Origin of the sequence: Frateuria terrea, assembly GCF_900115705.1 — a bacterium.
GTDB classification, from domain to species: Bacteria; Pseudomonadota; Gammaproteobacteria; order Xanthomonadales; family Rhodanobacteraceae; genus Frateuria_A; species Frateuria_A terrea.
In genome coordinates this window covers 340,514-360,941 of record NZ_FOXL01000005.1, presented here as the reverse complement: position 1 = coordinate 360,941, position 20,428 = coordinate 340,514, and the positions used below count along the sequence as shown (strand labels likewise).

At 67.6% G+C, this 20,428-nt stretch carries 19 protein-coding genes; 11 read left to right on the top strand and 8 right to left on the bottom strand.

Annotated elements, in window-relative coordinates; all coding sequences use genetic code 11:
* Positions 1–42 precede the first annotated feature (42 nt).
* The 4 genes from BMZ38_RS10775 to BMZ38_RS10760 form a co-directional block, all read right to left on the bottom strand.
* A complete protein-coding gene (locus BMZ38_RS10775; RefSeq protein ID WP_245747301.1) occupies positions 43–1,353 on the bottom strand; it encodes an MFS transporter in 1,311 nt (436 codons plus the stop codon).
* 65 nt (positions 1,354–1,418) lie between these two features.
* On the bottom strand, positions 1,419–2,546 hold the full coding sequence (locus BMZ38_RS10770; protein WP_091337241.1) for a flavin-containing monooxygenase: 1,128 nt from the start codon (positions 2,544–2,546) through the stop codon (positions 1,419–1,421).
* Between the two features lie 122 nt (positions 2,547–2,668).
* On the bottom strand, positions 2,669–3,205 hold the full coding sequence (locus BMZ38_RS10765) for a DUF2058 domain-containing protein (protein ID WP_091337239.1): 537 nt from the start codon (positions 3,203–3,205) through the stop codon (positions 2,669–2,671).
* An 87-nt stretch (positions 3,206–3,292) separates the two neighbouring features.
* On the bottom strand, positions 3,293–4,144 hold the full coding sequence (locus BMZ38_RS10760) for a LysR family transcriptional regulator (protein WP_091337237.1): 852 nt from the start codon (positions 4,142–4,144) through the stop codon (positions 3,293–3,295).
* A gap of 146 nt (positions 4,145–4,290) precedes the next feature.
* Here BMZ38_RS10760 and BMZ38_RS10755 point away from each other — a divergent pair, with 146 nt between their 5' ends.
* The 3 genes from BMZ38_RS10755 (at position 4,291) to BMZ38_RS10745 (ending at position 6,797) form a co-directional block, all read left to right on the top strand.
* Entirely contained in the window at positions 4,291–5,292 is a 1,002-nt protein-coding gene (locus BMZ38_RS10755; RefSeq protein ID WP_091337235.1) for a zinc-dependent alcohol dehydrogenase family protein, read from the top strand.
* 116 nt (positions 5,293–5,408) lie between these two features.
* A complete protein-coding gene (locus BMZ38_RS10750) occupies positions 5,409–5,753 on the top strand; it encodes a carboxymuconolactone decarboxylase family protein (RefSeq protein ID WP_091337232.1) in 345 nt (114 codons plus the stop codon).
* Between the two features lie 225 nt (positions 5,754–5,978).
* The gene (locus BMZ38_RS10745; RefSeq protein WP_091337230.1) at positions 5,979–6,797 is read left to right on the top strand and encodes a helix-turn-helix domain-containing protein; all 819 of its coding nucleotides are present in this window, start codon (positions 5,979–5,981) and stop codon (positions 6,795–6,797) included.
* Between the two features lie 49 nt (positions 6,798–6,846).
* Here the strand turns inward: BMZ38_RS10745 and BMZ38_RS10740 are convergent, their stop codons facing one another.
* A complete protein-coding gene (locus BMZ38_RS10740; RefSeq protein ID WP_091337228.1) occupies positions 6,847–7,023 on the bottom strand; it encodes a DUF3606 domain-containing protein in 177 nt (58 codons plus the stop codon).
* A gap of 160 nt (positions 7,024–7,183) precedes the next feature.
* A complete protein-coding gene (locus tag BMZ38_RS10735) occupies positions 7,184–7,561 on the bottom strand; it encodes a YajD family HNH nuclease (protein WP_091337226.1) in 378 nt (125 codons plus the stop codon).
* Between the two features lie 143 nt (positions 7,562–7,704).
* On the opposite strand from BMZ38_RS10735, the gene BMZ38_RS10730 reads away from it, so the two are divergent.
* Positions 7,705–8,154, top strand: coding sequence for a CopD family protein (locus tag BMZ38_RS10730; protein WP_091337224.1), 450 nt, complete (start codon positions 7,705–7,707; stop codon positions 8,152–8,154).
* Between the two features lie 151 nt (positions 8,155–8,305).
* Here BMZ38_RS10730 and BMZ38_RS10725 read toward each other — a convergent pair whose 3' ends face one another.
* A complete protein-coding gene (locus BMZ38_RS10725; protein WP_091337222.1) occupies positions 8,306–9,313 on the bottom strand; it encodes an NAD-dependent epimerase in 1,008 nt (335 codons plus the stop codon).
* 242 nt (positions 9,314–9,555) lie between these two features.
* On the opposite strand from BMZ38_RS10725, the gene thrS reads away from it, so the two are divergent.
* Both thrS and infC read left to right on the top strand, forming a co-directional pair.
* Entirely contained in the window at positions 9,556–11,457 is a 1,902-nt protein-coding gene (gene thrS / locus BMZ38_RS10720) for a threonine--tRNA ligase (RefSeq protein ID WP_091337219.1), read from the top strand.
* A 45-nt stretch (positions 11,458–11,502) separates the two neighbouring features.
* Positions 11,503–12,030, top strand: a complete 528-nt coding sequence (gene infC, locus BMZ38_RS10715; RefSeq protein WP_281243906.1) for a translation initiation factor IF-3 — start codon at positions 11,503–11,505, stop codon at positions 12,028–12,030.
* 218 nt (positions 12,031–12,248) lie between these two features.
* On the opposite strand, the gene BMZ38_RS10710 is transcribed toward infC, so the two are convergent.
* Entirely contained in the window at positions 12,249–14,237 is a 1,989-nt protein-coding gene (locus BMZ38_RS10710; protein ID WP_091337216.1) for an ATP-binding protein, read from the bottom strand.
* Positions 14,238–14,425: 188 nt separating this feature from the next.
* Here BMZ38_RS10710 and queA point away from each other — a divergent pair, with 188 nt between their 5' ends.
* The 5 genes from queA to secF all read left to right on the top strand — a co-directional run bounded on the left by queA (position 14,426) and on the right by secF (position 20,342).
* On the top strand, positions 14,426–15,454 hold the full coding sequence (gene queA, locus BMZ38_RS10705) for a tRNA preQ1(34) S-adenosylmethionine ribosyltransferase-isomerase QueA (protein ID WP_091337214.1): 1,029 nt from the start codon (positions 14,426–14,428) through the stop codon (positions 15,452–15,454).
* A gap of 49 nt (positions 15,455–15,503) precedes the next feature.
* Positions 15,504–16,634: a tRNA guanosine(34) transglycosylase Tgt gene (gene tgt, locus BMZ38_RS10700; RefSeq protein ID WP_091337212.1), complete on the top strand. Its 1,131-nt coding sequence runs from the start codon at positions 15,504–15,506 to the stop codon at positions 16,632–16,634.
* Between the two features lie 426 nt (positions 16,635–17,060).
* The gene (gene yajC, locus BMZ38_RS10695) at positions 17,061–17,393 is read left to right on the top strand and encodes a preprotein translocase subunit YajC (protein WP_091337210.1); all 333 of its coding nucleotides are present in this window, start codon (positions 17,061–17,063) and stop codon (positions 17,391–17,393) included.
* A 78-nt stretch (positions 17,394–17,471) separates the two neighbouring features.
* The gene (gene secD, locus BMZ38_RS10690; protein ID WP_091337208.1) at positions 17,472–19,352 is read left to right on the top strand and encodes a protein translocase subunit SecD; all 1,881 of its coding nucleotides are present in this window, start codon (positions 17,472–17,474) and stop codon (positions 19,350–19,352) included.
* Between the two features lie 15 nt (positions 19,353–19,367).
* A complete protein-coding gene (gene secF / locus BMZ38_RS10685; RefSeq protein ID WP_091337206.1) occupies positions 19,368–20,342 on the top strand; it encodes a protein translocase subunit SecF in 975 nt (324 codons plus the stop codon).
* Positions 20,343–20,428: the final 86 nt, after the last annotated feature.

Below are 20,428 nucleotides of genomic sequence, written 5' to 3'. Positions count from 1 at the left end.
GGGCCCGCTCGACGCGAGCGAACCGTACCGCGTGCGTGAAGCTTAGGGCCAGGGCTCGGCCTTGGCTGCCTTTGGCACCGATCGCGGACAGGTTTCAGGCATCGTCAGGAAGACCGGCAGGACGGCGAGGGCCACCGCGGCGATCATGGCTCCCGGTACGGCCTTCCAGCCGGTCAGCTGGATCAGCAGTTCGGCAACGAAAGGCGCCAGGCCGCCGAAGACCGCCGTGGCGACCGTTACGCCCAGCGCCAGGCCGCTGAGCCGGCCTTCGCCCGGAAACTGCTCGGCCGTCGCCGGCGCGCCGACCGCACTGACGCCGCCGGCAAGGCAGGCCAGCACGATCGCGGCGAGCGCGATGGTCACTTCGGTGCCGCCGGCCATCAGGCCGAACATTGCCAGCGGAAGCAGCATGCCCGCGACCGCGAGCCAGACCAGCACCGGCTTGCGCCCGACCCGGTCCGAGAGCGCGCCAGCCAATGGCGTGACCAGGATCACCGCCGCCGCGGCAAGCGTCGACAGGCCCAGCGAGCGGCCTTCCGCGAGCGTGCCGGACGAGCTCAGGAACGTCGGCACGTAGATGATCCCGACGTAGTACGTGATCGAGCCGAGCGCCGAGATGGTGAAGGTGCGGAACAACGCCGGGCGGTGATGGGCGAGGGTGTCGCACAGCGGCGAATCGGGCACGGTGCGCTGCTCCACCTGCCGCAGGAAATCGGGCGATTCCTCCATCGCCGAACGCGCGATCCACACACCGCCGGCCAGCGCCGCGCCTGCCAGGAACGGCATGCGCCAACCCCAGGCATCCAGATCAGCCGTGCTCATGAGGCCGACCGTCAAGGCGGAGAGCGCGACCGCAAGCAGCGCGCCGACCTCACTGGCGGCCGAAGCGAGCGAGGCGATCAGGCCGCGCCGCTCCGCACCTGCACCTTCCAGCAGGTAGGCGACCACGCCGGTATATTCGCCGCCGACCGAGAACGCCATGAAGCAGCGCAGCAGCATCAGCAGCCCGCCTGCCGCGGGGCCGATCGTGGCGTAGCCGGGCAGCATCGCGGTGGCGAGCATGGTGAAGGTCATCAGCATCATCGACAACAGCAGCGTGCGCCGCCGGCCGATGCGGTCGCCGATATGGCCGAACACCATCGCTCCGAGCGGCCGCATGCCATAGGAAATGGCGAAACCGCCGAGCGTCGCCAGCAGCGAATGCTCGCCGCCGCCAAAGAACACCCGCGACAGCACCGTGGCGAAATACAGGTAGAGCGTGAAGTCGTACCACTCCACCACCGTCGAAAGCCCGGCTATCACCATGGAGCCAGGCGAGGCCCTGTGGGCCGTGTGCTCTTCGGTCAAGCGCATGCTAGGGAGGCCTGGAGCGTCGGTGTTCCGATGGTAACCGCGGCGCGAAGCCGCGCCGACCCGTCTCATCGTGCGGCGAACGCTGCGATGCGCCGCGCCTCGATGCCGATCTCGCGCAGCTGGCCGGTAGGCGAGGGAATCTGGCCGCAGAAGAACAGGCCGGGTTGCCCGGTGGGCGTGCCGGTGGCGCGTGGCGCGCCGCGCTCGTCGAGCGTGTCCGTCGCCTGCGGGAGGAGGCCGCGCAGGTCGGCGCGGAAGCCGGTGGCCAGGATGACGGCATCGAACGGCTCGGCTCGGCTCTCGCCCTGCGGGTCGGCAAAGATCACGCCCTCGTCGGTGAAGTGGTCGATGTTGCCGCGCACGCGGATGGCGCCCCGCCGGATCCTGTCCAGTGTGCCGGCGTCCAGCAGCGGCACGCGGTGATCCTCGGCGATCATCCGGCGCGGTCCCTTGCGTGCGATGGCCAGGCCCAGTCCCTGCGACGGGCCGAGGGCGAGGCGGATCGCCGGTGCGTTGATCGCGTCGGCCACGCGCGGTGGCAGCCACGCCTGGGCGATCGCCCAGGTGAGGATCGGCAGGCCAAGCAGTTCGCGCGGCAGGATGCCCACTGGGCCGCGCACGGACAATGTGACGTCCACGCCGGCATCCGCGAGGTCGAGTGCGATCTCGCCACCAGAGTTGCCGAAGCCGACGACCAGCACGCGCTGTCCGAGGTAGGCCGCCGGATGCCGGTACTCGCTGCTGTGGATCACGTGGCCCCGGTAGCGGTCCTCATCGGGCCAGCTCGGCCGATGGGGGAAATCGGCCCAGCCGGTCGCGACGACCACCATCGGCGCAGCGTAGCGGCCCATGCTGGTATCGGCATGCCAGAGGCCCGCGTCGCGGCGCAGCGCTCGCACGTCGCAGTGGAAGGTCGGCTTCAGGCCGAAGTGTCCCGCGTAGCTTTCCAGGTAGGCCACGACCTGGTCGCGCGAGGGGTAGCGTGGATACCCGCGCGGCATGGGCAGGCCGGGCAGGGCCGAATGCCCGCGGTCGGTGTGCAGGCGCAGGCGGTCGTAGTGGCGCCGCCAGACGGGGCCTACGCTGCCTGCCTTCTCCAGCAGCCGCGCGGTCAGTCCGCGCCCGGCCAGTTGCGCGGCGCAGGCGAGCCCGGCCGGACCGGCACCTACCACGATGACATCCGCCTCGCCCATGGCGCGCTCCGCGATGGCCTTCGCGGCAGCCTACGCCGCGGCGCGGCGGGCAGGAACCGTCAAGGGTCGTTGGGGGGGGGCGGAGACCGTGCGCCGGATGTCCGCACCTTGCCGCGAGACGTTTACCAGATCAGGTCGTCGGGCACCGGGAACTGCTGGTAGTAGGCGTCATCGTCGCTCGCGGGCGCTGCCTCCCCGCGGCCGTGGTCGAGCACGATCAGGCCCGGGTCGCGCTCATCGATCCTGCCGGCGATGGCGCGTGGGATCAGCTCATAGCCTTCGCCATGCCGCACGATCACCAGCGCGCCGCTGGCCAGTTGCGCACGCAGCCGCACATCGACCAGCACGCTGGCGATGCGCTGGCCGTCGGCGAAGCGATAGGTGATGTCGCCGCTGTGTTCGACCTTGTGTGCGTCGATGAGCTGGCGCGCCTGTGTGCGCAACTCGCTGGCGCGCGCCTGTGCGTTGCGTTCGGCGGCAAGGGCGCGATCGCGCTCGGCACGCTCGGCCAGCAACCGTTGCGCCTCGACCTGCTGGGCGCTCGGTCCCGTCGGGGCCTTGCCCTGCCGTTGCTTGGATTGCTCGCGGGCTACCTGGTCGACCTTGCCCTTCTTTACCAGGCCGGCCTTGAGCAGTTGGTCTTGCAGGGGATTGCGCATGGGACGAACGAGAGCGTGCGGCCGTCGGGGAGCCGGATTGTAGCGTCGCCCGCGCGACCGGCGTGTCGCATTCCGGCAGCGAGCCGATCAATCTGCCAGCCGCGCCACCACCAGGTCCAGCAGCGCGCGCAGCCGTGCCAGCCGCCGCATGTCGCGGTGGTAGCCGACCCAGGTCTCGCGCGTGGGCGGAGCCTCGCCCAGGTCGATACGCTGCAGGCCGTCGATCGCGTCGCCCAGCGGACGCGGCAACACCGCCACACCCGCGCCGCGCACGCACATCTGCGCCTGGATGGCGCGGGCGTTGCTGCGGAAGACTACGCGCGCGTTCGGAAACGTTCGTTGCAGCCATGCCACGTCGGGCATGCCGCTGAAGGCGATGTCCATCGTGATCAGTCCCGTGCCTGCGCCGTCGCCGGCGCGCGGCAGGGGATGGCCCGCCGCGACATAGACGCCGTAGGGCATGTGCAGCAGCTTGCGCGAGACCACGTCCGGTTCGTCGAAGGGCGTAATGCGGAAAGCCAAGTCCGCCTCGCGGCGCGAGAGGCTGAAGAAGCGCGAATCGGAAAGCAGCTCGACGACCACGCGCGGGTGCCGTTTCGAGAAATCGGCGATGACCGGCGCCAGCAGGTACTCGGCGAACCAGTCCGAGGAGGTGATGCGCAGCATGCCGTCCAGCTGCTTCTCCTGCCCCGTGAGCTGGCGCTGGAAGGCAAGCGCTTCCTCCTCCATGCGCTCGGCGTGATTGAGCACGGCGGCGCCCTCGTCGGTCAGCACGAAGCCCGCCTTGGTGCGCTGGAACAGCTTGTGTCCCACGGCGCGCTCCAATGCCTGCAGCCGGCGTCCCATCGTCGGCTGGGTCTGGCCGAGCTTGCGTGCCGCCGCGCCGAGCGTGCCTTCGCGCGCGATGGCCAGGAAAACACGCAGGTCGCTCCATTCCATCGTGCTGCCTTCCGTCAGGTAGGGCCGCCATGAAAGTGTGGCGCCAGGGTCATGCAATTATGCATGGATCTAATGCGATTATTTTGATTTCCAAACAAATTTGATGGGCGTAGCTTGGCGCCACTTCGCCATCCATCGAGATCGCCATGAGCACGTCGCCGTCCATGCAAGCCGCCGTCCTGGAAAACTACGGCGCCCCGTTTCGCCTGGCCTCCGTGGCCCGGCCCGTGGCGCGGCCCGGGCAGGTGCTCGTGCGGATCATGGCCAGCGGCATCAATCCACTCGACCTGAAGATCCGCGGCGCCGCCGCGGAGCATGCGCGCCACCCGCTGCCCGCCATCCTGGGCATCGACCTGGCCGGCGTGGTCGCCGCGGTCGGGCCGGGTGTCAGCGCTTTCCGGGTGGGCGACGAGGTCTATGGCATGACCGGCGGCGTGGGCGGGGTACAGGGTTCGCTGGCTGAATATGCGGCCGTGGATGCGAGCCTGCTGGCGTTGAAGCCCGCGCACTTCAGCATGCGCGAAGCGGCGTCGCTGCCGCTGGTCTTCATCACCGCGTGGGAAGGCCTGGTCGATCGCGCCCGCGTCAAGGCGGCGCACACCGTGCTCGTGCAGGGCGGTGCCGGCGGCGTCGGCAGCATGGCGATCCAGATCGCGCGTGCTTTCGATGCGAGCGTCTACGCGACCGATGCCGCCGCACGGGCCGACATCGTCCGGCAGCTTGGCGCCACGCCGATCGACTACGCGCAGATGCAGGTCGAGGACTACGTGGCCGCCCATACCGCCGGCCGGGGATTCGACGTGGTCTTCGACACCGCCGGCGGCGCGAGCCTGGATGCGTCGTTCAAGGCCGTGGCGCGGTTCGGCCACGTGACCAGTTCGCTGGGATGGGGAACGCATGCGCTGGCGCCGCTTTCGTTCCGCGCGGCGACCTACTCGGGTGTATTCACCTTGCTGCCGCTGTTGACCGGCGAGGGCAAGGCGCACCACGGCGAGATCCTGCGTGAAGCCACGCGCCTGGCCGAAGCGGGCAGAATCCAGCCGATGCTGGATGCCCGCCAGTTCGACCTGGCCGCGGTCGATGACGCCTACGCGCTCATCGAGCGCCGGCAGGCCCGCGGCAAGGTCGTGGTCGACATCAGCGGCTGAGTGCCCGGCTTTCGCAAGGTGGCGCCTCCAGGCACCGTTTGGCCTTCCCTGCTTCCCCGGTGGCCGGTTCACCCTCGCGCCGGCCGCCCCACTTCGATGCTCCGAGGAGAGCGACCATGATGAACTGGCTGGAATACCGCAAAGAGCTGCTGGGCCGCATCGGCGAGATCGGCAAGCTGAGCCCCGATACGCTGGCCGGCTACCAGACCCTGTCCGGTGCCGGCAAGAAGACCGGCCATCTGGACGCCAAGACGCGCGAACTGATCGCGTTGGCCGTGGCGGTAACGACCCGCTGCGACGGCTGCATCACCGTGCATACGGGCGAGGCCTTGAAGCATGGCGCGACGCGCGAGGAAATCGCCGAGGCGCTCGGGGTCGCCGTGGCGCTCAACGCCGGCGCGGCGCTGGTCTATTCCGCGCGTGTGATGGACGCCGTCGGCGAGCACAGCGCGGCGGCGTGAAAACGCCTCCGTGCCGAAAGGCGCACATCGATGCGCCTGCGGCGTGGCTTCCGCATTCAGACGAGTGGCACACGCCAGTCGCAGGCGTCGCCGTCGGCGAGGAGCGGGCGCTGCCGTGGGCGGGTTGACGATGTCGATCCTGGACGGGCTTCATGGCGGACGCATGAGCCTGCTGCTTCTTTGCGGGCATGATGTAGCGACAGCGGCCGTCCCCAGGGAGCTTCCATGCCCGACCCTTCCAAGGCATCGCGCCCGGCGCTTGGCGAGCTCCTGCGCGAGTGGCGCGCCGCGCGCCACTTCAGCCAGCTCGATCTCGCCCTGGCGTCACAGATGTCCACGCGCCACCTGAGCTGCGTGGAAACCGGCAAGGCACGGCCGAGCCGCGAAACGCTCGCGCGCATCGCCGCGGTGCTCGACATGCCGCTGCGCGAGCGCAACGCGTTGCTGCTCGCGGCCGGTTACGCGCCGGAGTATCCCGAGCGCGGATGGGAAGCGCCGGCGCTGGAGCGGATGCGGCAGGCGGTCGACTTGATCCTGGCGCACCAGGAGCCGTATCCCGCCTTCGTGCTCGATCGGCAGTGGGACGTGCTGATGGCGAACGATGCGGCCCTGCGCGTCAACCGGCTGCTGATGGACGGACGCGAGAGCCGGCACCGCAACCTGCTTCACCAGGTGTTCGACCCGACCGATTTCCGTGCGGTGATCGTCAACTGGCCGGAAGTAGCGGAAAAATTCCTGCACCACCTGCATGCGCAGATCGTCGCGGCGCCTACCGATCCGATGCCGCGCAGCTTGCTCGAGGCGGTGTCTGCCTATCCGGACGTACCCTCGCTCGGGCGCTTGCACGGGGCGCAGGCTCCTGCACCGGTACTGACCCTGGTGTTCCGCAGCAAACTGGGCGAACTCCGGTTCTTTGAGACGATCACCACGTTCTCGATGCCGCGCGACGTGGCGCTCGAGGAACTGCGCATCGAATCCGCGTTCCCCGCCGACGACGCGACCGCGGCCGTCTGCGCCCGACTGGCGCGGCAGCAGGCGGCATGACCGCTTCCATGAATGGGCTGTAAGCCTGGGCGGCTTCCCGCTTCCTTGTTCAGTGCTTCAACGCCCGCTCGACATCGTCGGCCATCACCCCGACACGCTCGACGGCGGCCCGCAGTTCGTCCTGGCTGACGCCCCATTTGTTCGCCCAATAACGCGCCTCGTAATCCTCGTTGAGGTTGACGCGGCTGCGGTCGGCAGGACCGCGATTGTTGAGGTCGTCGCTCATGGCAGGCTCCCGGCTGGCTGTCCTGCGCTTGCTTGTGGCACCGCGGCGGTGAAAGAGCGGTGGACCCGGGGTCGTCGCCTGCTTGGCATTCGGCGCCCGGTGTGGGCGGGACAGGCCCGCCGATTGCTTTGCGCTGATGTGCTGTGCGCGGAATGACCGCTCAGCGCTTGCCCTTGGCGTCCAGCATCGCCTTGAGGTCGGCGAACGGGTTGCCGGTGGCAGGCGCCTGGGCGGCGGCCTCGTACCCGGCGCCGCGCACGTGGTCGATGTGGCGCGAGTGCTCGTTGTCGTGGCAGTACACGCACAACAGTTCCCAGTTGCTGCCGTCCGGCGGGTTGAAGTCGTGGTCGTGGTTGCGGTGATGCACGGTCAGCTCGCGCAGGTTGCTGCGGGTGAACTCGCGTCCGCAGCGGCCGCACACCCATGGGTACATCTTCAATGCCCGCTCGCGGTAGCCGAGCTCGCGCTGCTCGGCGGCGCGGCGGGCATCGGCAACGATGCGGTCGAGCTTGGCTGGGTCAGGTGTGCGTGGGCTCATGGCGAAGACTCGGTTGGACCGCCCGATTATGCCTGCGTGACGGCAGGCCAGACCGTTGTCGGCCCGCGCGGTGGCGCCTGGCAAGTAGAGAGGCGCCTGTCGCGTGCGCCACAATGGCCGGGTTTCGTTACCGGGCTACGACCATGACCTACCTCTGGATCAAATCCTTCCACGTGCTCTTCGTCATCGCGTGGATGGCGACGGTGTTCTACCTGCCGCGCATCCTGGTGAACCTGGCCGAGGCAGGCGATGACACAGCGGTGCGTTCGCGCCTGCTGCTGATGGGCCGGCGCCTGTACAAGTTCGGCCACAACATGTTCGGCATCGCCTTCCTGTTCGGGCTGGCGCTGTGGCAGGGCTGGCGGGTATTTCCCTCGACGTTGCCGAACGTGGTGGCGGGCATGCACTGGATCGACCTCAAGCTGGCGCTGGTAGCCGTACTGCTGGCCTACTTCGTGGTGGTCGGAAGGATGCTCAAGCGCTGTGCGCAGGGTGGCGCGCTGCCGTCGGCGGGGGCGCTGCGCTGGCTCAACGAGTTGCCGGTGCTGGTGTTGTTGGGTGTGATCTTCCTGGTGCTTGCCAAGCCGTTCTGAGCAGCGCGCCGCGCCGCGCGCAACCCGGGGCCCATAAGAACCAGGGGGCCGCGGGCGCGCGGTTGCACACGATGACGCTGGATCTGGAACCCCTGGCATGCGCGGACGGGATCGGCACCGGCCTGCGCATCAGGACGGGGCAGGGGGAACGTCAGCTTCCGTGGTATTCCCGATACCACTCCACGAAACGCGCGACGCCATCCTCGATCGAGGTGTCCGGGGCGTAGCCGACATCCCGGCGCAGCGCCGATACGTCGGCCCAGGTGTCGGGTACGTCGCCGGGCTGCATCGGCAGCAGGTTCTTTTCCACCGTGCGGCCCAGGTTCTGCTCCAGCAGTTCGATGAAGCGCATCAGCTGTACCGGCTGGTCGTTGCCGATGTTGTAGACGCGATAGGGCGCGTTCGAGGTGCCGGGATTGGGGTTTTCGGCGTCGTATGAGGGGTCCGGTTGCGCAGGGTGGTCGAGCGTGCGGACCACGCCCTCGACGATGTCGTCGATATAGGTGAAGTCCCGGCTGTGGTTGCCGAAATTGAACACGTCGATCGGCTCGCCGCGGCTGATGCGGTCGGCGAACAGCATCGGCGACATGTCCGGACGGCCCCAGGGACCGTACACCGTGAAGAAGCGCAGGCCGGTGGTGGGCAGGCCGTAAAGATGGCTGTAGGCATGGGCCATCAGCTCGTTGGCCTTCTTGCTGGCGGCGTACAGGCTGACCGGGTGGTCGACCGCATCCTCCACCGCGAAGGGCATCTTGCGGTTGGCCCCATAGACGGAACTGGATGAGGCGTAGACCAGGTGCTCGACCTTGCCGTGGCGGCAGCCTTCGAGGATGTTGAGGAACCCGTCCAGGTTGCTGCGCACGTAGGCGCGCGGGTTCTTCAGCGAATAGCGCACGCCTGCCTGCGCGGCCAGATTGACCACGCGCTGCGGCTGGAACTGGGCGAAAGCGCGGTCGACCGCTTCGGCGTCGGCCAGGTCCGCGCGCAGGTGGGTGTATGCGGCATGGTCGACGAACTGCGCCAGGCGCGCTTCCTTCAACGACGGGTCGTAGTAGTCGTTGTGGTTGTCGATGCCGAGGACTTCGTCGCCGCGCGCAAGCAGGCGCTGGGCGAGCGCGGCGCCGATGAAGCCGGCCGTGCCGGTGACGAGGATGCGCATCCGTTACGGGTTCCTGGAGGAGACGGCCGATTCTAGCGGGCTGGGCCGTGAGGACCGCGCTCACGCGCCCGGATTCTTCGGCTAGACTAGCCGCCTGAACCGAACACAAGGTGGCCGGCGCGTGAGCGCGGGTCGAGCGTGCGACATGGCAACTACTACCATTCATCGCTGATCTTCCGACGCCTTGCGTTCCAACACGAAAGGGCGCCATGCCCTTTTTTGATTTCCGAAGGTTCGTTTCCATGATCGAAGTTACCCTTCCGGACGGCAGCAAAAGGCCGTTCGACCATCCCGTGACCGTCCAGGACGTGGCCGCTTCCATCGGCGCGGGCCTGGCCAAGGCGACGCTCGCCGGCAAGGTGGACGGCAGGCTGGTCGATGCCAGCTTTCCGATCGAGCGCGACGCCAGCCTCGAGATCGTGACCGAGAAGAGCCCCGAGGCGCTGGAGATCCTGCGCCACTCCACCGCTCACCTGCTGGCGCAGGCCGTGCAGCGCCTGTATCCGGGGGCGCAGGTGACGATCGGTCCGGTGATCGACAACGGCTTCTACTACGACTTCGCCTATGAGCGGCCTTTCACGCCCGAGGACCTGGCGAAGATCGAGGCGGAGATGGAGAAGATCGTCAGGGAAGCGCTCCCGGTCTCGCGTTCGGTGAAGTCGCGCGACGAGGCGGTCGCGTTCTTCCGTGGCCTGGGCGAGGTCTACAAGGCCGAGATCATCGAGTCGATCCCGGCCAACGAGGAGCTCTCGCTCTATACCCAGGGCGAGTTCACCGACCTCTGCCGCGGCCCGCACGTGCCCAACACCGGCAAGCTGCGCGCGTTCAAGCTGATGAAGGTAGCCGGCGCCTATTGGCGCGGCGACAGCAACAACGCGATGCTGACCCGCGTCTACGGCACTGCCTGGCTCAACGACAAGGATCTCAAGGCCTACCTGCACCAGCTGGAGGAGGCCGAGAAGCGCGACCACCGCAAGATCGGCAAGGCGCTGGACCTGTTCCACCAACAGGAAGAGTCGCCCGGCATGGTGTTCTGGCACCCCAACGGCTGGGCGATCTGGCAGCAGGTCGAGCAGTACATGCGCCGCGTGTACCGCAAGAGTGGCTACCAGGAGGTGCGCTGCCCGCAGGTGCTGGACGTGTCGCTGTGGAAGAAGTCCGGCCACTGGGACAACTACGCGGAGAACATGTTCTTCACCGAGTCGGAGAAGCACACCTACGCGCTCAAGCCGATGAACTGCCCGGGTCACGTGCAGGTCTTCAACACCGGCCTGCACAGCTACCGCGAGCTGCCGATCCGCTACGGCGAGTTCGGCGGCTGCCACCGCAACGAGCCCTCCGGCGCGCTGCACGGCATCATGCGCGTGCGTGCCTTCACCCAGGACGACGGCCACATCTTCTGCACGCCCGAGCAGATCGAGCCGGAAGTGACCGCCTTCCACCAGCAGGCGATGCAGGTCTATGCCGACTTCGGCTTCCAGGACATCGCGCTGAAGATCGCGCTGCGCCCGGACAAGCGGATCGGCTCGGAAGAGGTGTGGGACCGCGCCGAGGACGCGCTGCGCAAGGCGCTCTCCTCCGCCGGCGTGCAATGGGAGGAGCTGCCCGGCGAGGGCGCCTTCTACGGCCCGAAGATCGAGTACCACATGAAGGACTCGATCGGCCGCGCCTGGCAGGTCGGCACCATGCAGGTCGACTTCATGATGCCCGAGCGCCTGGGCGCCGAGTTCGTGGACGAGAACTCGCAGAAGCGCCACCCGGTGATGCTGCACCGCGCGATCGTCGGTTCGATGGAGCGTTTCATCGGCATTTTGATCGAGCACCATGCCGGCAACCTGCCGGCGTGGCTGGCGCCGGTACAGGCGGCGGTGTTTTCGATCACCGACGCCCAGGCCGGCTACGTCCGGGAAGTGGCGCAAGCCCTTGTCGACAAAGGCTTCCGCGTCCAGGCCGATTTGCGCAACGAAAAAGTCGGCTATAAAATCCGCGAGCATACGTTGCAGAAGGTCCCTTATCTCCTTGTGGTCGGTGACCGCGAGAAGGAAGCGGGGGCCGTTTCCGTGCGTACCCGTTCTGGCGAGGACCTGGGCAGCATGCCGCTGGCCGCCTTCGTCGAACGACTTCAGGCCGAAACGCGGCGTTGATGTTCCGCGTGGCCTAATTCAACAACTCTTCTGGAGGATAGTGGTATCGCTACCACCGACAACAAGGGCAATCGCCGTAACCTCGAAATCCGCGTGCCGCGCGTGCGCGTGATCGGCGCCGACTCGGAACAGCTGGGCATCCTGACCCGCGACGAGGCGCTGGCCCTCGCGCAGGAAGCGGGCATGGACCTGGTCGAGATCCAGCCCAACGGCGACCCGCCGGTCTGCCGCATCATGGACTACGGCAAGTTCAAGTTCGAAGCCCAGAAGAAGGCGTCCGCCGCCAAGAAGAAGCAGAAGCAGGTCGAGATCAAGGAAGTGAAGTTCCGTCCTGTCACGGACGTGGGCGACTACCAGATCAAGCTGCGCAACATGCTTCGCTTCTTGGAAGAGGGCGACAAGGTCAAGGTCACCATCCGCTTCCGCGGCCGCGAGATGTCCCACCAGGACCTGGGCCAGAACCTGGCCAGGAAGATCCAGGAGGACGTCGGCGACAACGGCCAGGTGGAATCCTTCCCTAGGCTGGAAGGGCGCCAGATGGTCATGATGATCGGGCCGAAGAAGAAGCAGTAACAAAAAAAGGCGGCCGCGATGGCCGCCTTTTTCTTTTGCCTCGCCCTTCAAACTTCTCCCTCCGGGGAGAGGGCAGGGTGAGCGGGCGGGGCTCGCAGGAAAGGTGGGTGGCGCCAGGGCGCTTGACGAAAGTCACGCCTCGGAGGGAGCTTCCCGCAAGAGCGGCCCCTCACCCCAACCCTCCCCCCGGAGGGGAGAGGGAGCGGGTCGCGCGGCCCTCAGCTCTCGAACCGCACCAGCACCATCTCCGCTTCGACAAACTCGCCCTGCGTCGCGCTGACGCTGTCGATGGTGCCTGCGCGCGGTGCCTTGAGCGCCAGTTCCATCTTCATCGCTTCCATGACCAGCAGTTCCTGTCCTTCCTCGACGACGTCGCCGACCATGGCCTTGACCAGCACGATGCGGCCCGGCATCGGTGCGACGACCTGGTTGCCGCCGGCGCTCTCGGTCGAGGCCCAGGCAAAGGCGGGGGCACGTATGAAGCGGTAGCGGCGGCCGGCAGCGTCGTGCAGCAGGACGCGGGTGTCGTCGACCCGTGCTGGCAGGCGCTGGGCCTCGCCGTCGAAGCGGGCGCTCAACGCATCGGCTTCCAGGCGCGCGCCGGCCACTTCGCAGGCCGCTTCGCCGTGTTCGAGTCGGTAGTCGCCGGCATGGCCGTGCGCGGCGATTTCGTAGCGCTGCTCGTGCAGCGACAGCGCCACCACGCGCTTGCCCGCGTGGCCGATGCGCCATGCATCGGCGCTCGCCCAGGGCGAGTGCGGATCGGCCGGGTCGGGCGTCACATGGCGCTCCTCCTGCAGCAACGCCGCGGTAGCCGCAGCGAACAGTACGCGATCGGCCGGCGCCGCGTCGCCCTGGAGAAACTGGTCCAGGTGCCGGTCGAGGTAGCCGGTGTCGATGGTTCCTTCGACCACGGACGGGTGGCGTGCCAGCCGTTCGAGGAAGGCGATGTTGGACTTCGGCCCCACGATCTCGCACTGGGCGAGCGCCTCGCGCAGGCGCTCCAGCGCCTGCGGGCGCTCGACGTCCCACACGATCAGCTTGGCGATCATCGGGTCGTAGAAGATGGTGACGGTGTTGCCCTCGACCACGCCCCCATCGACGCGTACGTGCCGGGACGGCGCGGGCAGGCGCAGGCGCACCAGCTTGCCCGAGCCGGGCAGGAAATTCTGTTCCGGATCCTCGGCGTACAGGCGCACCTCGATCGCGTGGCCGTGCGCCCGGATCTGCTCCTGTTTCAGCGGCAACGGCTCGCCGGCGGCGACACGCAACTGCCACTCGACCAGGTCCAGGCCGAGCGTTTCCTCGGTGACCGGGTGCTCGACCTGCAGGCGCGTGTTCATTTCCATGAAGAAGAACTCGCCGTCCGCGCCAACGATGAATTCGACGGTGCCGGCGCCAACGTAATCGACCGCCTTCGCGGCGGCCACCGCCGCCTCGCCCATCGCCTGGCGGCGCGCCGGCGTGAGAAAGGGTGAGGGCGTCTCTTCCAGCACTTTCTGGTAGCGCCGCTGCGAGGAGCATTCGCGCTCGTTCAGATGGATCACGTTGCCGTGGGTGTCGCCGAACACCTGGAATTCGATGTGCCGCGGATGGTCGACGTAGCGCTCCAGGATCACCCGCGTGTCGCCAAAGGCATTGGCCGACTCGCGCTGCGCCGAGGCCAGGGCATCGGCGAACTCGCCCTCGCCGCGCACGATGCGCATGCCCTTGCCGCCGCCGCCGGCCGCAGCCTTGATCATCAGCGGATAGCCGGTCTTGAGCGCCTGCTCGGCGAGGAACGCCGGTTCCTGGTTCTCGCCGTGGTAGCCCGGCACCAGCGGCACCGCGTGCTTTTCCATCAGCGCCTTGGCGGCAGCCTTGGAACCCATCGCGTCGATGCTTTCGGGCTTTGGTCCGATGAACACGATGCCCGCCTCGACGCAGGCGCGCGCAAAGCCGGTGTTCTCCGACAGGAAGCCGTAGCCGGGGTGGATCGCCTGGGCGCCGGTCCGCCTGGCCACCTCGAGGATGGCGTCGCCGCGCAGGTAGGAATCGGCCGGGCGCGGGCCGCCGATCGGCCAGGCCTCGTCGGCCAGGCGGACGTGCTGGGCGTCCTTGTCGGCGTCCGAATACACCGCGATGGTGTGGATGCCAAGGCGGCGGCAGGTGCGGATCACGCGGCAGGCGATCTCGCCACGGTTGGCAATCAGTACGCGCTCGAACATGCAGGGTCGTCCCCAAGTCGATGCAAAGCCCGCAAAGCTAGCAGATGTGCCGTGTGTAGCCGATGCGCAGCGCAGCACGGTGGTGGCCGGAGCTATCATTGCCGGTCGCCGCCACCGTTGCGCAGATGCCCCGGTATGGGTGGCGGTTGCGCTCAGGTGCGCCCTTACGAATCCCGCGAGACACGCCGTTGAAGAAGTCCGATTTCGATTTCGACCTGCCGCCCGAGCTGATCGCCCAGGCCCCGCTGCCAGAGCGCTCGGCCAGCCGGCTGCTGTGGCTGGATCCGGCCACCTGCACGCTGGCGGACCGGCAGTTCCGCGAGCTGCCTTCGTTCCTGCGCGCCGGCGACCTGCTGGTGTTCAACGATACCCGCGTGTTGCCGGCCCGTCTTTACGGTCGCAAGGATTCCGGTGGCGCAGTGGAGATCCTGATCGAACGCGTCACCGGCGCGCACGAGGCGACCGTGCAGCTGGGCGTGAGCAAGAAGCCGAAGCAGGGCGGCCGGATCGAACTCGGTGACGGCAGCCACGCGACCGTGCTCGGCCGGGACGGTGCGTTTTTCAGGCTGCGCTTCGAATCGCCCGAGCCGCTGGAAGGGTTGCTTTCGAAGCTGGGCGAGATGCCGCTGCCACCTTACATCGAACGCCACGCGGACGCGGCCGACCTGGAGCGCTACCAGACCGTCTACGCGCGCGAACCGGGCGCCGTGGCCGCGCCGACCGCGGGCCTGCATTTCGACGAGCCGCTGCTCGCGCGCCTGCGCGAACTCGGGGTGGATTCGGGTTACGTCACGCTGCACGTGGGCGCCGGGACGTTCCAGCCGATGCGGGTGCAGGACATACACCAGCACACCATGCACCGCGAGTGGCTCAACGTTGGCGCTGCGCTGGTGGAGAAAGTGCGTCGCACGCGCGCGGCCGGCGGGCGGGTCATCGCGGTGGGCACCACGGTGGTGCGGGCGCTGGAGGCCGCCTCGAGGGACGGGCAACTGCAGCCGTTCGCAGGCGAGACGCAGATCTTTATCTTCCCCGGCTACCGCATCACCAGCATCGATGGCCTGGTCACCAACTTCCACCTGCCGCAGTCGACCCTGCTGATGCTGGTGTCGGCGCTGGCCGGGCGCGAATTCGTGCTGGAGGCCTACAGGCATGCGGTGCGGGAGCGGTACCGGTTCTTTTCCTATGGCGACGCCATGCTGATCCTGCCGCGCACCTAGTTCCCGCTCCCTTCCGGGGAGAGGGAGCAGAACGCGCGATAATGCCTCGATGACTTCCATGACTTTCCAACTGCTGGCGCGCGACGGCGCGGCCCGCCGCGGCCGCCTTGCCTTCGACCGCGGCACCGTGGAGACCCCCGCCTTCATGCCCGTGGGCACCTACGGCTCGGTCAAGGCAATGACACCGCGCGACCTCACCGAACTCGGCGCGGAAATCATCCTTGGCAACACCTTCCACCTCTACCTGCGCCCCGGCCTGGAGATCGTGGAGAAATTTGCTGGCCTGCACCGATTCATTGGCTGGGACAAGCCCATCCTCACCGACTCCGGCGGTTTCCAGGTCTTCTCGCTGGCGCACAAGCGCAAGCTGGCCGAGGAGGGCGTGACCTTCGCCTCGCCGGTGGACGGCTCCAAGGTGTTCCTGTCGCCGGAAGTGTCGATGAAGATCCAGACGGTGCTGGATTCGGACATCGCCATGATCTTCGACGAATGCACGCCTTATCCGGCAACCGAGCAGCAGGCGGGCGACTCGATGGCGATGTCGCTGCGCTGGGCCGAGCGTTCGCGCCGGGCCTTCGACGAGCTGAAGAATCCCAACGCGCTGTTCGGCATCGTGCAGGGCGGCGTGTACGAGCCGTTGCGCCGCCGCTCGGCCGAGGGCCTGGTCGGCATCGGCTTCGACGGCTACGCGGTCGGCGGCCTGGCGGTGGGCGAGCCGGAGGCCGAGCGCAACCACACGCTGGACTTCACCGTGTCGATGCTGCCGCAGGACAAGCCGCGTTACTTGATGGGCGTGGGCCGGCCGGAGGACATCGTCGAGGCGGTGCGCCGGGGCATCGACATGTTCGACTGCGTCATGCCGACCCGCAACGCCAGGAATGGCTTCCTGTTCGTGCCCGAGGGCACCCTGCGCATCCGCAATGCCAGGTACGCGGACGACACGCGGGTGATCGAGGAAGGCTGCGACTGCTACGCCTGCGCCAACGGTTTCAGCCGCGCCTACTTGCGCCACCTGGACCGCTGCAACGAAATTCTCGCCAGCCAACTGGCCACGCACCACAACCTGCGCCATTACCAGCGGTTGATGGCCGGACTCAGGGCAGCCATCGCCGCCGGCACGCTCGAGGACTTCGTCGCCGCTTTCTACGCGCGCCGCCAGGGCGGGACACCGGACGCGTAGTGCGCCCGGCACTCGAACCTTCGCCCTCGGGGGAGGGGGCCCGAAGAGAGAGAGGTCCGGGCGGAACGACATGCCGCGAGATACCGAACCCTCACTGCGCGCTCCCTGGCGGGGCTGAGCAAGGCCAAGCCCATCCTGCGTGTGCAAGGCGCCCGATGCGCGGCTGCCGTGCGCCTGCGTTGGGAAGGCGCTCTTCAGCGAGGAAATGGCCGGCCGCGCACAGGGCGCTTCACCGGTGATGTCCCCCGGGAACTTCCCGCCCCGGGCCGCTTACCAAAGCGCGCCGCTTGCAAACCCGGCCGCCTGCCGCCATGCAGGGATGCGTGAAGCTCCCGTGCATGCCCTGGGGGCGCATGGCATAATCCAAGACCTTTTTCTGGCGCGGACGGAAATCCTTGTCCACGCCGCTACTTGCAGGATGAAACGATGACTCTTCCGATCTCCCTCATGCTGGCCCAGGCGGCCCCTGCCGCTGCGCCGGGCAACCCGCTCTTCAGCTTCCTGCCGCTGATCGCGCTGTTCGTCATCTTCTATTTCCTGATGATCCGCCCGCAGATGAAGCGCCAGAAGGAGCACCGCAATCTGGTGTCGGCGCTGGCCAAGGGCGACGAGGTGGTCAGCAACGGCGGCATCGCCGGCCGCGTCGAGGACGTGGGCGAGAGCTTCCTTACCGTCGAGATCGCGCCTAACGTGAAGATCAAGCTGCAGAAGGGCGCCATTTCCCAGGTGCTGCCCAAGGGCACGCTGAAGGCGTCCTGATCCTTCGGCCAGCCAGGCCATCCGCCGCGGGCCGAGGGGGCCGCGGCTTCGACGTAACGAGAAACGGGCTTCCCAGGCATGAGTGACTTTCCACGCTGGAAATACGCGCTGGTCGCGTTGGTATTGCTGTTCGGCATCATCTACGCGCTGCCCAACGCGTTCCCGCCGGTGCCGTCGGTGCAGGTGCTCGCCACCCACGGCGCACCGCTCGATGCCTCGGTCAAGCAGAAGGTCGCCGATGCGCTGACGGCGCAGAAGGTGGCGTACAGCGGCCTGGCGATCGAAGGCGACCACCTGGTGGCCGACTTCCCCAATGCCGACGTGCAGGCCAAGGCCGCCGACGTGGTCAAGGGCGCGCTGGGCGACAACTACACCGTGGCGCTCAACCTCGCCTCGACCGTGCCGGGCTGGCTGCGCGCCATCCACGCCAGCTCGATGCCGCTGGGCCTGGACCTGCAGGGCGGCGTGCACTTCCTGATGGCGGTCGACCAGAACGCGGTCGTCGACAAGCAGGAAGAGCGCTATGCCGACGACATCCGCAGCCTGTTGCGCGAAAAGAACATCCGCTACGAGTCGGTGACCCGCAACGCCCAGCGCGGGCAGGGCATCGGCGTGGTGCTGCGCTCGGCGGCCGACCGCAGCGCCGCCAGCGACGCGATCGCCACCGAATACCCGGACCTGGTGGTGCGCGACGGCGCCAGCACCGGCGATCGCTTCCTGCTCACCGCCTCGGTCAAGCCGGAGAAGCTGCGCGAACTGGCGCTGGCCACCATCCGCCAGAACACCGCCACGCTGCGCAACCGCATCAACGCGCTGGGTGTGTCCGAGCCGCTGATCCAGCAGCAGGGCGAAGACCAGATCGTGGTGGAGCTGGCCGGCGTGCAGAACCCGGCCGAAGCGAAGAAAGTGATCGGCGCGATCGCGACGCTGGAATACCGCGCCGGCATTGGCTATCCGGGCGATCCGCGTGCCGTCGAGGCCGCGCGCACCGGCAACGTTCCGCCGGACGCCAACCTCTACTACGAGCGCGGCACCAACCGCCCGGTGCTGGTCAGCAAGCGCATCATTGCCACCGGCGACGAACTGGTGGATGCGTCCTCCGGCGTCGACCAGCAGAGCGGCACGCCGAAGGTGGACGTAACGCTGAGCGCCTCGGGCGCCAAGAAGATGCTCGACTTCACCAGCGCCAATGTCGGCAAGCCGATGGCCGTGGTGTACGTGGAGACCGTCTACGACACCAAGATCGTCGACGGCAAGGAAGTGCAGGTGCCGCACACCACCCAGGAGGTGATCAGCGACGCGACGATCCAGGGCGTGTTCGGCAAACAGTTCCAGACCACCGGCCTGGCCAATCCGAAGGAAGCTTCCGAACTTGCCCTGCTGCTCAAGGGCGGCTCGCTCGCTGCGCCGATGAACATCGCCTCGCAGTCGGTGATCGGCCCGAGCATGGGCCAGGACAACATCCAGAAGGGCTTGCGCGCGGTGCTGCTGGGCCTGGGGCTGGTGTTGCTGGCGGCGGCGATCTACTACCACCTGTTCGGCCTGGTGGCCGACATCGCATTGTTCTTCAACCTGGTGATCCTGGTCGCGGTGATGTCGATGATCGGCGTGACCCTGACCATGCCGGGCATCGCCGGTATCGTGTTGACGCTGGGCATGGCGATCGACGCCAACGTGCTGATCTGCGAGCGCGTGCGTGAGGAACTGCGCAACGGCTCCAGCCCGCACGCGGCCATCCGCGCCGGCTACGACAAGGCCTGGGCGACCATTCTCGATGCCAACGTCACCCACCTGATCGCCGCGCTGGCGCTCACCACCATGGGCTCGGGTCCGATCAAGGGCTTCGGCGTGACGCTGCTGATCGGCATCCTGACCTCGATGTTCACCTCGGTCACCGTGACCCACGCGATCACCGCGCTGATCCACGGCAACCGCAAGCTCAAGACCCTTTCGGTGTAAGGGCGGGACTCCTCAATGGAAATCTTCAACCACAACAGCAACGTCCCGTTCCTGCACTGGCGCAAGATCAGTATCGTCATCGCGATCTTGCTGATGATCGCCTCGGTGGGGCTGCTGCTCACCCGCGGCCTCAACTACGGCCTGGATTTCACCGGCGGTATCTCGGTCGAGGTCAAGTACGACCACACGATCGACATCGCCGACGTGCGCAAGGCGCTGGACCAGGCCGGCATCGAAAACCCGGTGGTGCAGAGCCTGGGCGGTTCGCGCCAGGTGCTGATCCGCCTGCAGCCCAAGGGCGACGGCAAGGCCGGTGCGGCTGCCCCGGGCGAGGGCGCTTCGGCGCGCGCGGACAAGGTCGCCGCCAGCGTCATGGCTGCGCTCAAGAAGGAGCGCCCGGACGCCGTCGAAAACAGCCACAGTTTCGTCAGTCCGCAGGTCGGCGACGAACTCAAGAGCGACGGTTCGATCGCCGCGATCTTCGTGATCATCGGCATCGGCGTGTACCTGTGGATCCGCTTCGAGCGCCGCTTCGCCATCGCAGCGCTCGCCACCGAAGTACACGACGTGCTGGTGACGCTGGGCGTGATCTCGCTGGTGCAGCGCGAGTTCGACCTGACCGTGCTGGCCTCGGTGCTGGCGGTGATCGGCTATTCGATCAACGACAAGGTGGTGGTGTTCGACCGTATCCGCGAGCTGTTCAGGCTCTCCCGCAAGGCCGAGCCGGAAGAGATCCTCAACCGCTCGATCAACACTACGCTGTCGCGAACCATCATCACCTCGCTGTTCACCGGCATCACCATGGCGGCGCTGTACTTCTTCGGCGGCCCGCAGGTGCACGGTTTTGCGATCACCATGCTGATCGGCATCGTCGTCGGCACGCTGTCCTCGATCTTCGTGGCCAGCCCGATCCTGCTGTGGCTGGGCGTGTCCAAGAAGGACCTGATGCCGCAGACCAAGGACAACCCGGAGCTGGCAAGGCGGCCCTGAGGTTGGCCCACGTTTCACGAAAAGAGCCCGGCCTGAGCCGGGCTCTTTCGTTTGGGCCTCCTCGTGAGGTGGGCGTCCGCGCTGCG